Genomic DNA, 13,243 nt, shown 5'->3' with positions numbered 1-13,243 from the left:
TTTAGAAACAAAAAAGCCGCCAAAGGCGGCTTTTTTCGAATAAAGAATTCGATTAAAAATTCATTCGGGCATTTAAACGGAATGTACGACCCGTTTGATATTGATAAACGGTACGCGAATCTGTTGCATCTCCACTAATTGGGCTTCCCTCATCTAACACATTGCCATTCACATTTAAGAATCGGCTTGTATAGTATTGGCGAATGCCTTCATCAGTTAAATTCACTGCTTGGAATGAAAAGGTAACAAAATCATTTAGTTTATAACTTGCTGAGAAATCTAGGGTTTGACGCCCTTCTTCCCATAAAGAACCTGATTCCCAAGAACGTTTAGCTAATTGATCACTATTACCTCGGTATGACAACCTAAGTTGATGACCATTCTTTTCCCAAAATGCGGTGACATTATAACTGTGCTCTGGTGTGTAGGCGACTTGTAAAGCAGGTAATTTCACTGAATCATCAATCGATGACACCTCTTGGTCATATTCACTATCTTGGTATGTATAATTTGTTTGAACACCTAAACCAGATAACCAACCAGGCAGCATGTCAAAGGTTTGAATATATTGTAATTCAACGCCTTTAATCGTCGCACCTTTACCATTTTTAATTCGTGTGGTTTTAAATTGCGCACACATTTGTTCTAAATCACCAGAGTACATCCAGTCTTCACGGAATTCATCACTGCCTTGGAAGCGCTTAGGCATACATTGTTCAAGACTGTCTTGTCCTGCAACTAACACAAGATCATCAGGATTATATGACTCACCTTCAGTTAAACCAACATCACGTAAATCATCCATGTAGGTAACAACGGTTTCTGATTCTTCAAAGTTAGTCATATCTTTGTAGAATAATCCTGCTGAAAGCATACTGGTTTCATTGAAATACCATTCATATGATAAATCTAAGTTGACTGACTCAAGTGGATCAAGCTTTGGTGAGGTTAATGTGATTGTATTATTACGGTTGTAACCACCCCATTGTGTTTCACTCACTTTAAAACCAGGACGTAATGAGTCTATTTGTGGTCTAGACATAGTTTTAGATGCTGCAAAACGTAAAATCGTATCGTCTAAAAGCATGTAATTTAGATTTAAACTCGGTAAAAACACGTCATAGTCATGAGTACCAGTAACATCAAAAGTTCGACGACTTCGATCTTCTGTAGCAACTAATTGACCATTCTCATCAAACTGACGATCACCATATACATAGAATTTTTCAGTAGAGACATCACTGTGACGCCACAACCACCAATCAGTCTCGTTAGGATTGCCACGCACAGTATTTGGGTCGAAACATGGGCCTTGATCAGCAATTAAAACATCATCTGTTAGATCATTTGTTCCAACGGTATCATAACCTTGTCCATCAACTCGTCCCCAACGCGCTTCAGCATTCCAGTCTGTACCATAAAATGGGATGCCACTACATTCAGGTAAACTAGAGTCACGTAGCTCTGCTAATTTAAAAGGATCCATTAAGCGACCAGCGTTACCGGGGTCAAAAGCAAACTGTACCCCTGACGAGCCTGCTGTTGATACTTCTGTTTTTACATAACGTACACCAAGATCACCTGACAATCGGCCTTCAAATAAGTCAAAGTTTGCTTTTAAATAGGTAGCAAAATTTTCAAGTTCAGCTGAGCGAGTATTTGAATCATCTGGTGTAAAACCGATTAAAGGAGAGCCTAAGGCTAAATCAAATGCTTTAAACGCTGAAAATGTTGACCAACCATCTGTCACAGAGTCACGGGCGTATCCATTACTTGACATAAAGTCGTCAACAGGGAAACCGTCATCTGTAGCAAACAAGTCACCACTCAGTGAGTTTAAACCATCATTTAATACGACTGTTGCGCCTGTATAAGGGTTGTTAATTACGACACCTTCACCAACACTGTTAAATGCATTTTGTTGATCATCAACATATTTTTCGCGTTCTGTATATTTAGCGCCAAATTCAACGCTGGTGATAGGCCCAGCATCTAACACCCAGTCAAAATCAACAAATGCTGATTTTTGGGTGTCTTCAACTGCAATAACAGAACGATTCAAGAAGGTTAAATGCTGGGCATTTAATTCATCCGCATTAAAGCCTGTTGTTGAGTAATTATCCCAAACATTTAATGGGTCACCAAATTCATTGTTAGCACCAAAGTCAATTAAGCCATTGCCATCAACAATAGTACAAGGTCCGTTAGTACAGTCGTAACCTACTGGCTCGATGTCTGTTGCAGGTACATTCTTAATTAACCAACGGTTAATATTACTGTAGTTTTGTAAGGCAATATAAACTTGGTTTTCTGGAATACGCTCTGATTTCGAATATCCTAAGCCGGCTTCCATAATGAAGTTATCTGTAATGTCATGGCGCACATCAAATGAGACTACACTGTTTTCTTCTTCATACTTGTTTTCAGACTGGCTTAAGCCACCATCACCAAAGCGGTTTAAGTATTTAGTGAATGTATTGGTTTTAGTATCAATAGTATGCCAATTTTCTTGCGGGTCAGTCCATTGTGACGGACCGCCACCTAAACCTGGGTCAACCCCTTCTATCATGTTACCTTGCTGGCCGCTGCGTACCTGTACACCATGCATTGAACTTTCAAAAGCCTGCTTTGTATAGTTAGTATTTAAATTAAATTCTGTAGAGCTTGTTGGTGCCCACTGTAAACCTAAGTTAAAGTTCATACGGTCTACATCATTGTTATACAACTCATAACGGGTATTTTTATTAGTAAGACCCCAAACGTCTTGTACTTGATTACCGTCGGTATCGGTTGCTAAGTGTGAAAACTCAGACACCCAATTATCAGCAGTATACTGATCTTTACGATATGAATTTGTTTCGGATACCGCGGTAAATATAAGACCAAACGTGTCATCTAAGAATTTTTCTGAAATCGTCCCAGATAAACGATAATTTTCATCTTCCAGTAAATCGTTATAACGTCCTTCAACAGTCAAATTGCGGATTTCATAATTTAAATCTAACGGCTTATTCGTTATTAAATTAATGTTTGCACCTAAAGCGCCTTCTTCATGATCAGCACTCGGTGTTTTTACTACCTCGATTTTCGATAAAATATCTGATGAATACTGCGATAAATCGACACTTTGGCTAAAGTCTGTTGAACCTAACTGTACCCCATTTAAGCTAATATTATTTTGTTGTGAATTTGCACCACGAACAGTAATTCTCGACCCTTCGCCATCAACTGATTGAACAGTCACACCGGTAACACGAGATAATGCATCAGCAATATTTTGATCCGTTGATTTACCAATATCTTCTGCATTGATTGAGTCAGTTAAATTTTCCGCAAAGCGTTTATCGTTAATGGATTTTTTTAAACTCCCTTTTAATCCTTTTACTTGGATTACTTCCATTTCATCTGTGGAGTCAGTATTCCCTTCTTCTGCTGATACCTGTAATGACATCGCAGTTAGCAAGGCCAGATACACTGAGCTGTATTTATAAGTTTTGTTTTTAAATGGCATGTCTACTCCCCCAAGAGCGTTTATGTTTCTGCCTGATCGAGCCGCAAAAGTTAAAATTATGTTGCAACTCTGTTTATAGACATTACTGATCAACAAAATAACTGTCAACATAATTTTGTTAACAATCTTCAATTAATCATATTCCTAAACAATGCCATTTATAATTAAGGTTTATTTTATATTAAACGGTTTTTTTACAATATATTAACGTGTATTGCGTGAGAAATAAATTACTGACACTGATCTATTAGTCGCTGATTTTATTGATAATATCTATCTAATAATAATTAGCGGTATAGTCATAATTTTGAAATAAAGCGCAACAGCATTATCTACTGTATTGAGTCAATATCTAGATAAATACGCCACAAAAATGCAGTATTTGTTATTGAATGTTTGTTCAAACTACGGAAGATAAAAGAGTGATTTTATGAGTTGATAGGTGTGAAATGTTAATTTTTTGATAAAAATATGCCGGTAAATCTTAGTGTTTGGCTTTAGCCGGCATATATCATTTTATGAATTGTCGCTTGAAAATGGCTTAAGACCATTTGTGCAAAAAAGGCCAACCAGTAAATTGCTTGCCTTTGTTTGGATCGGTATTCCATTCCCAACATTCAAATTCAAATTGTTGGGCTTTGTGGTCAACCTTCACAATACCATAGCCTTCGCTCTTCAATGATCGGTCAGCCAAAAAGTTACTCCATGAATTTTTGGTTTGTTGCTTAAAGTCATCATAAGTTACTTTCGGGTTGGCCACGGCCAATACGCGCATTTTATTACCAAATATGTCGGTAAAATTGCCTGTATTAGGATCATTATTGATCGGGTTATCAAGTTTGCCGAAACCTTCAAACCAACGCTGCCAGAATGCGGCTGCTGCAGGGCCGGCGAAAAATAGCGGTCCATCATCAAAAGTATCAAGTCCTTGTTTGGCCATCATTGGTAAGTGTTGGTCGCCACAAATCACCACGGCACCGGCGTCTTTAATCAGCTTAACTGCACGGGTTCTACCATCAGGTGGATAGCCGTTTGAGTCATAATCTAAAAGCGGCTCTAAGTTGCTTTTAGTTTGAGGTGATCCCCAAATAGAGGAGGCAATACACACTTTAGGTAAGCCTTTGTCCATATCGGCCCATGCACGCAAAAACTGCTCTTGACGATGACCTAACAACTCTCCCTGAGTGTGTACTGGATTGATATTAATATTACGCCTTGATTTAAACTTTCTATCTTCAACCAGCGCAAAACTCACGCCACCATAAACAAAGGCACCATAAGTTACCGGAATATCGTGATCTATTGGCGTAGGATCAAACGCATCCGGATTATGACCATGCTGCATACGGTAAACCATTTTAACCAGTGCTTTGGTTTCCATATAGCCGCCATCTTCTTCAGTGCGTTTGTCTCCTTCTAGTACCACAGGATCCCTACCGCCGACTCCCCACAAATTGCCTTGTAATACATCATGGTCATCGGCTAGCAATATCGACGGTTTATTTCGTATTGAATCTCTAAATGTCCAATACCATAAGTACCAGCGATACAACATATCTAAATGAGAATCAGGTCTTCCCCGCCATACTTGCGTGGGCGTTGCTTCATAATATTGATCACCACAAAACACATACATATCGGGTTCATGACTATCACAATTACCGACTAACTCAGTATGCGGAAATAAAATGTTTTCAGGACCAAAACGACCTAATAGCTTTTCTTGTTTCAAGCGCGTTTTGTAGTGTTCAATATCTAGTGACAAGTTGGTTGGAACTAAACAAGAATATAATGCAATCGACAACGTCTTAGACTGACCAGGATCTTTTAATATTTGACCTTGGTAAAGTACCTCTGCGATACCTTTATCATGACTAACAACCCGGTAATCATATTCTTGTGTATTATCCCACCCGTCTACTCTAAATTGAATGACATAACCGGGTTCAATTTGCGAAGTAGTAGATTGCCATTCGGTGTTTGATGATTGACGATATTCAAGTGTAACCTTGCGATATTCATTATCAGCAACAGGCATAAATTGTGCACTTAGCTTTAATACTGATTTATTCAGGCTATGCATACAGCCAATAACTGGCCCTAATCCTCTATCATCAAATTGAGACAGTTTGTCACCACCGGACTGAATATCTTCAAACGCCCATCTAGCGCCGCTTTGTTTAGATGGCATTGATGACAACAACATCACGCCGCCAAGTAATTCAGAACTAGGTACACCAGTACGAACAATAAAGCCTAATTCTTTGTTGGTTTTACTGTCTATGGCGATCAAACGCACATCAAAGTTATTATTTGATACTGGGTCAATATGGCAATCTAAAATGATTTCACGGTCATGAAGTTGGCCGATATTAACTGTATTAGTTCTAACCACTTTTTCGAAAGTGAGCGGCTTATTGGTGTCAGAAAAATCCCTAAAACTTAGCTCACCTTTGTCATTAATGACCGCCATAAAGCCGCCATTTTTACCCGATGCGCGTTGAATTAACGCACTAGCACGGTAATCAAGTTGGTCTGCACCTGCCGCTAATAAAAAACCACAAAAACCCGCTTTAGTCGGCGTTAAGTTACTGACTTTAGCTTTGATACGTGCTGGCTTTGGTGCGTTGTTGAGTTGGCGAGTTAAAATAGACACTGTGCGCATTTCAAAACCACGCTCACCGCGAATACATTCAATTTTACCCGCATTCAAGCGCCAATCTTGCAAACGATTACCCCAAAACGCTTTTCCAAGCCAAGGGCGTTGAACATTGCTTGGCAATAATTCAACGGGGGTTGTTTTTGTTAATGAGCGTCTACTAGCAGCAGCTCTTGCTGCTTGTGTCGGAAACAGCATGCTTCCTGCAGCTAACGCTGACAGCTTTATAAAACTTCGCCTATCCATAAGCGCCTCATTTTTAATTTGTCACTGAAATGACTTAGATAGTTAAACCTTCAACAATTAGGCCTAGTAATTAAATAGTGTTTAGTTACTGTTTTGAAATGTGCCTGCATCAAGGATTTGTCGTTTTATGCTAAAGCGACAAATATAATTCCAATTCCAGCTTGGATCATACTTATGACATAAGCCCCAATCTAAACCTGGTTTAGCTGTTTCAGAGCCGCCACGATACAAGCCAATAGCTTCAGGTGCGCCTTTAATATGAGCTTTGATTTCAAAATTTTGGCCATCTTTGGCAAACTGTATGGTATTTTTTTCTGGTCCGTCTGTTGTTAATAATGACGCTATACCACCTTCAAAATTCCAAACCACCACTTCGTGTCCACTGTTTGAAATTGGGTTTAACTCAGATTTGATATACGGTCCTTGAATATTGTTTGCAACTGCCACACCATGCTTAATTTCACGTCCGCCAAAATTCATTTCTTCACCCATAGTTTCACCTTTGTAATAAAGGTAGAACTTGTTATCGAAAAACAGTAAACACGGATCATGTACTTTATGGCTGTCAAAACTCCCTTTGCTGGTAACATGAAAGCGATTATCTTCATCTCCTCGCCATTGCCCATCTTTACTTGGACTTAAGATAGGAGAAGCTGATTTATGCCAAGGGCCATAAGGGCTATCTGAACTGGCCAATGCAATTTCTTCATATTGTCTGTTGGTGTAAGGTGTCGTCACAGTTTGATAGACAAGGTAATAACGACCTTGGTGAGCTAATACTTCAGGTGTAAAAATAGCGCGATCATCATATTGGCCCCTTTGACCTCGTTCAATCGCTACACCTTGCTCTTTCCATGTTTCACCATCTGTCGACGTTGCATGCCAGACTTCCGTTAAATCCCAAGGAAACACTTTGTCGTCTTCGTTATCAGAACCAAAACCGACCGTTTCACCGGTACCTTTGGTATACCAGCAATGCAAGACTCCATCGACACTAATCACAGATGAAGGATCCCGTCTAATTACACCTTCTTCATAGGCAAAATCACCTTTCAAAGGCGTTACATCAAACTCAACTAACCAATCAGACGTTGTTTGGTCATATCCTCTTTCAATTGATCGTTTACTAGCAAGACTCAACGGTTTATTAGGGTTCATTCGTGTTCCTAAAATATCTTTTTGTTTTTCTAGTTAATGCGGCTATTAATTTTTAAAGTCGTATTCACTAATAACGTTTATGCACAATTATTATTGATTTTAGATGTCATCATTTGTTGATAAACATCACCAGGGAGTAAAGCGCCTTTGTGCTGCACAACTTCACGAGCAACAAAACAAGCGTCTGCAAGTGCGAGAGAAATACTGTTGCCAGCTAATCTACTGGAGAGATACGTACCAGCAAATGAGTCACCTGCAGCTGTTGAATCAACTTGTTGAGGGGCTGGATTAAATGCTTGATGGTCTATTAACGAACTAGAGCCATAAATATAAGTACCATCAAGGCCACTCTTTACTATAATCTCTGATACCGCTAAGGATTGGCAATACAGAGCGACTTCGGTAGCGGTGTTATGGTTATAAATAACCTGATGTTCTTCTACACCAGGTAAGGCTATATCACAGTGCTGGTAAGCTAAATCAAACCACGTTTTTGCATGTTCCACAGACTGCCACATTGCGATGCGGTAATTAGGATCAAAGGCAATTAATGCACCGTGTTGGCGAAATTTCTGTATGAGATTAAGCAGTAAATGTTTATCTTCATCAGTGAGAATCCCTAACGAAATACCACTAAAAAACACGAGATCAACTTTACCAATACGGTTTAATAATTTATCCGTCGTTAGCACTTTCATCATCTGAGTGGCTGCAGACTGATTACGCCAATAGCTGAAACTGCGTTCACCTTGATTATCAGTAGCGATGGCATAAATACCAATTGTTGCTTGCTCAATACTTAACGCCGATTGACTGTTAATACCGTTTTTATCCCACGCAGCTCTCATTGCTTTACTAGGTTGATCATGACCAATTACAGTAAAGAATTGACAGTCAATTTTTGGCTCATATTGTTTGGCGTAGACCAAAGCATTGTATGTGTCACCAGCAAAAGCACGGTGTAACAATGACGTAGAATATTCAGATAGTTCCATCATGCACTCGCCAATGGCTAACATAGACTTCATGTTCATGCCTCTCTTTTAGCGAGTGGGATACTATTATCTTTGTTACCAGTGTGTTTGCCTGAAAGCAAAATTTCTATTTCTTCAATACTTTTGTTTTTCGTCTCTGGCATGATTTTGAACAACAAAATAAATCCAATTGCACCACAAATAGCATAAAACAAGAATATTTCATCAGCACCAAACACACTTAATTGCCAAGGGAAAAACTGCTGCACTAAATAACTTACGAAGCTTGTGATAAACGCAAAAACAGGAATCGCAACACCGCGAATATGTGTTGGGAATATTTCAGAAAATAACACCCACATTATTGGGCCAATTGAAAAATGAAAAGCTGCAATGAAGCCAATAATACCCGCGATAATTAAGTTAGCATTGATGGTTGCAGCACTTTGCAGCAGCACACTTTCATATTGCTTAGCATCCGACTCACCTAGCACACTAATCAAGGCTGTCTTAAATTCAACGTCACTTTGAAAAACAACGTTTAACATAGATGTTAAAGGCTCAATGTTCACTTGATCTGCTAGAGACACTAATGATTGTTCAGTTAATGAATAAGTAGCCTGACTAAAGCCCCAGTAACAAGCAAATAAACTTATGGTGGCTGTAGCAAGTCCCCAAATAACTAAGGGTCTTCGACCAAGCTTATCGATTAATAAAATAGCGACCACAGTAAAGATAATACTAACGAGTCCGACTACAACAGCTTGAAAAAATGCAGCATCAGTGCCTATTCCGAGCTGTTCAAATACTGTGGGTGCGTAAAACATAATCGCATTGATCCCAGTGATTTGTTGCACAATACCTATGGTTAATCCAAGAATCACCACGCCCCGGACTTTACTATCAAAAAGACTTTTAAAGAGTACCCAAAAAGATTCTTTTTCATTGTGACTTTTAAGGCTTTGTTTGATCTGGGCGACTTCATCTTCGCACTGAGTCGTATTGTTAAATTGATTAATGATCAATTTAGCTTTGTCTTCTTTTCGCTTCATGATTAACCAGCGTGGACTTTGCGGGATGTTAAGTAGTAATAAAAACCACACTATAGCGGGTAAAATTTCGATACCTAACATCCAACGCCATGTATGGGTGTCGATATGCAATGATGAAACCCAAGGGTAAGCACTTTCTGATATTTCTAATATGGCAAAGTTTGCAAAGTAAGCAATGGATAAACCCACTACGATGTTGATTTGAATTATAGAGACTAACTTACCGCGTAAATGCGATGGTGCGATTTCACCAATATACATTGCAGCTACGGATAAAGAGGTAAATGCGAGCCCGCCAATAAACCTAGCGACAACCAATGATTCAAAGCTGGTGGCTATGACTGATAGCACCGCTGAAATAATGTAGATAAATGAGATAATAACTAAGGTTTTTTTACGTCCTATCTTGTCGCATATAAACCCTGTGACCATCAAAGCAAATATGACTCCGAAGCCTGGTGCACTGACAACAGTTCCAATTTGAAGATCCGTTAAATCAAATTCCGTAGTGACAAAACGCACTGTGCCAGATATCAACGCTGCATCTAAGCCAAAAATAAAACCGCCCAATGCCACAACCAGCGCACAATATAAAACACTGTGACTTTTAATAATCATATTAACATCCACTATCTATTTAATTATCTACTTATATTTGTGCTGAGCAATGTAACCCAAATGTTTGGTATGATTTAACAGCACACTTATTGGCTCTTCAGACTTTAACTTCATCTCGCGACCAACAATGCAATTAACATTACATTAGCACTAACAATAAATAGATAGCAACTATTGTTAACAATTTACCAAAATCAATTTAGTTATTCTGCTAAAACAAAGTAAACAAATTACCCCATAACCTTAAAAGGTCATATTTTATAATTACTTAAGAATCTACAGAGTGTTAGTCCATAACAGTCCTGCTTAATTCAACATTCAAAATTTTTAGATTTTTACCTTGTTTCAGCATTAACGTATTGCTAATAAAAAATTAACAATGTAGATTGTTAACAATAATTATTAACTGTTTAGCTAAGTCAAAATGCTTTGGGAAAAAGATGAATATAAAACTAGATACTCGAAATGCGCTTAGGTATAGCTTCATAGCGACAACAATTTTGTCCACTATCGCTTGTCAACATGACACACAAAATATAGGCCAAAACACGACACCAACCGAAAGTGTGCCATTGGTAGTTAACAGCAAACAAGCGATGGATTTGATTAACTTTAATATCCAAAGTAACAACATAATTAAACCTGTTGCCGCTCAGACGAGTATCTCTGATGGCAAATTACGTGTCGCTTTTAACTCAAAAGATAATAATTATAGCGGTGTCAGTTTTGTTCCAGAAAAAGCATGGGACTGGAGTGACTTGAATGACTTTAACTTAGCTTTTGATATCGTTAATACCAGTAATCATAGTGTGCAGTTGTATCTTGATATCAGTGATATTGATGGGTTTACTTATACACGAACGGTAAATGTCCCTGTTGGAGATAACATTCAAACCTATTACGCAAAAATGGCTGGCCATGACTTAGGTGTGATGGATAGCGATCATAAAGTAGAACTCAACTTCACCTCAGGTTTACGTTCAAATCCTGATACTTGGCAAAGTAATGAACATCAATTTACCTCTATGTGGGGGAAAAAGAACCTCAATACGGCTGGCATCGCCAAAATCAGTTTAAGTGTTCAAAGCAACCTGCACGACAAATCTATCGATATTAGTCGAGTACAAATTAGGCAAAATCCAAAATTTGATCCCCTCTTTCTAACTGATATCGTTGATCAATACGGACAAAATAAAAAACAGGACTTTATTGGGAAAGTTCATAATGATCTAGAGTTAGAACAACAACGTGTCGACGAGGCTAAAACATTTACCGGTAAAGTCGCAGAAGATAGAAGTCGTTATGGTGGATGGTTATCAGGTCCTAAGTTAACGGCGACAGGCTTTTTTAGAACAGAAAAAGTGAACGGTAAATGGTCATTAGTTGACCCTGATGGATATCTATATTTGGCCACCGGCATTGATATTATCCGTTTATCTAATTCCTCAACATTAACCGGATATGACTTTAAGCAAGCGTATATTGTCCAACCACCTAAAGATAATGTTACACCAGAGGATTCTCAAAAATTAAACCGCGTATCTGATGAGGCAATAGCGAGTCGATTTATCGCATCTGACACACGCACAAACATGTTCAGTTGGTTGCCCGACTACGATGCCCCTTTAGGTAAACATTTTGGTTATCGTCGCAGCGCACATTCTGGTCCATTAAAGCATGGAGAAACGTTCAGTTTTTATTCGGCAAACTTAGAACGTAAATACGGTCAACAAGCTGAAGGCTATATGCAGGCATGGGAAGATACCACAGTAAATCGAATGCTAGATTGGGGCTTTACGTCCTTAGGGAATTGGACCGACCCTAGGTATTACGATAACAACAAAATCCCCTATTTTGCTAATGGTTGGATCATTGGAAGTTATAAAACGGTTTCTAGCGGTGATGATTTTTGGGCGCCAATGCCAGATGTATTTGACCCTGAATTTGAAAAACGTGCCTATGCTACCGCTAAGGTCATAAACGATGAAGTAAAAGGCAACCCATGGTGCGTTGGTATTTTCGTTGATAATGAAAAAAGCTTTGGCCGTTCGGATAGTACAGAAAGCCGCTATGGCATTGTTGTCAATACATTAACTAAAAACGGTGCTGAAGTACCAACCAAAGCTGAATTTACTCGTCTGATGAAACAAAAGTATGTGGATATAAAAAAGTTAAATCAGGCTTGGAACAAATCGATTACTGATTGGGCAGAATTTGATAGTGGTATTGATTCGAGTATAAACAACTCTGAACAAATCAATGATTATGGATTATTGCTAACAGCCTATGCTGACAAATATTTCAGCACTGTTAATAAAGCAGTAAAGCATTACATGCCAAATCATCTGTATTTAGGCTCTCGTTTTCCAGATTGGGGAATGCCACGAGAAGTCGTTAATGCATCCGCTAAGCATGTAGATGTTATAAGCTTTAACTCATATAAAGAAGGCTTAACCAAAAAGTCTTGGGCATTTTTACAAGAAATTGATATGCCGAGCATAATTGGTGAATTCCATATTGGTGCTAAAGATTCAGGTTTATATCATCCTGGGCTTATTCTCGCATCAGACCAACAAGACAGAGCTGTTATGTACAAAGACTACATGAAGTCTGTCATTGATAATCCTTATTTTGTCGGTGCTCATTGGTTCCAATATATTGACTCACCTATTACCGGACGTGCCTATGATGGCGAAAACTACAATGTGGGTTTCGTTTCGGTAACTGATACGCCTTATCCCTATATGGTGGAAGCTGCAAAAGCAATCAACAAAGCAATGTATCAACGACGTTTTAAGGAAAAATAAACAGATTCAATTTATAGAAGTATTTCTCTCCCCAGTGAGTACTTCATTTTGCTCCAACCTAGTAAGGTTGTTTGTCATCTGAACAGGTCTTCAGATTGCCCATTTTACCGTCAGTTAGCCATGTAATTTGTTAACAATATAATGGTAAATGGGCATTTTTTTGCTTTTTTAAAAGTAGGATATAAATCTTGCACTTTAAATTCAGATACTTATAAAAA

Annotated in this window: 6 protein-coding genes; 1 reads left to right on the top strand and 5 read right to left on the bottom strand. The window is 38.5% G+C overall.

Going from position 1 to position 13,243, the window contains the following annotated elements:
* Positions 1-52: 52 nt before the first annotated feature.
* From AB4128_RS17890 to AB4128_RS17870, 5 genes are all read right to left on the bottom strand, one after another.
* On the bottom strand, positions 53-3,511 hold the full coding sequence (locus AB4128_RS17890) for a TonB-dependent receptor (protein WP_372038501.1): 3,459 nt from the start codon (positions 3,509-3,511) through the stop codon (positions 53-55).
* A 541-nt stretch (positions 3,512-4,052) separates the two neighbouring features.
* Entirely contained in the window at positions 4,053-6,416 is a 2,364-nt protein-coding gene (locus tag AB4128_RS17885) for an alkaline phosphatase D family protein (protein ID WP_372038500.1), read from the bottom strand.
* A gap of 81 nt (positions 6,417-6,497) precedes the next feature.
* A complete protein-coding gene (locus tag AB4128_RS17880; protein ID WP_372038498.1) occupies positions 6,498-7,574 on the bottom strand; it encodes a glycoside hydrolase family 117 protein in 1,077 nt (358 codons plus the stop codon).
* 77 nt (positions 7,575-7,651) lie between these two features.
* Entirely contained in the window at positions 7,652-8,602 is a 951-nt protein-coding gene (locus AB4128_RS17875; protein ID WP_372038497.1) for a sugar kinase, read from the bottom strand.
* A 2-nt stretch (positions 8,603-8,604) separates the two neighbouring features.
* Positions 8,605-10,218 carry a sugar porter family MFS transporter gene (locus AB4128_RS17870; protein WP_372038496.1) on the bottom strand — a complete coding sequence of 538 codons (1,614 nt, stop codon included), beginning with the start codon at positions 10,216-10,218 and terminating at the stop codon, positions 8,605-8,607.
* 440 nt (positions 10,219-10,658) lie between these two features.
* Between AB4128_RS17870 and AB4128_RS17865 the strand changes: the two genes are divergently transcribed.
* Complete coding sequence (locus tag AB4128_RS17865) at positions 10,659-13,025, top strand: beta-galactosidase (protein ID WP_372038495.1); 2,367 nt, start codon at positions 10,659-10,661, stop codon at positions 13,023-13,025.
* Positions 13,026-13,243: the final 218 nt, after the last annotated feature.

The sequence above is a fragment of the Shewanella sp. 10N.286.52.A9 genome (assembly GCF_041468985.1).
GTDB lineage: Bacteria > Pseudomonadota > Gammaproteobacteria > Enterobacterales > Shewanellaceae > Shewanella > Shewanella japonica.
Note: the sequence above shows the minus strand (reverse complement) of the source record. Positions and strands in the feature narration are given on the sequence as shown.

Bases quoted from the DNA above. Each gene is read 5' to 3' on its own strand.
- AB4128_RS17890 (WP_372038501.1), bottom strand. From the start codon at position 3,511: ATGCCATTTAAAAACAAAACTTATAAATACAGCTCAGTGTATCTGGCC.
- AB4128_RS17885 (WP_372038500.1), bottom strand. From the start codon at position 6,416: ATGGATAGGCGAAGTTTTATAAAGCTGTCAGCGTTAGCTGCAGGAAGC.
- AB4128_RS17880 (WP_372038498.1), bottom strand. From the start codon at position 7,574: ATGAACCCTAATAAACCGTTGAGTCTTGCTAGTAAACGATCAATTGAA.
- AB4128_RS17875 (WP_372038497.1), bottom strand. From the start codon at position 8,602: ATGAAGTCTATGTTAGCCATTGGCGAGTGCATGATGGAACTATCTGAA.
- AB4128_RS17870 (WP_372038496.1), bottom strand. From the start codon at position 10,218: ATGATTATTAAAAGTCACAGTGTTTTATATTGTGCGCTGGTTGTGGCA.
- AB4128_RS17865 (WP_372038495.1), top strand. From the start codon at position 10,659: ATGAATATAAAACTAGATACTCGAAATGCGCTTAGGTATAGCTTCATA.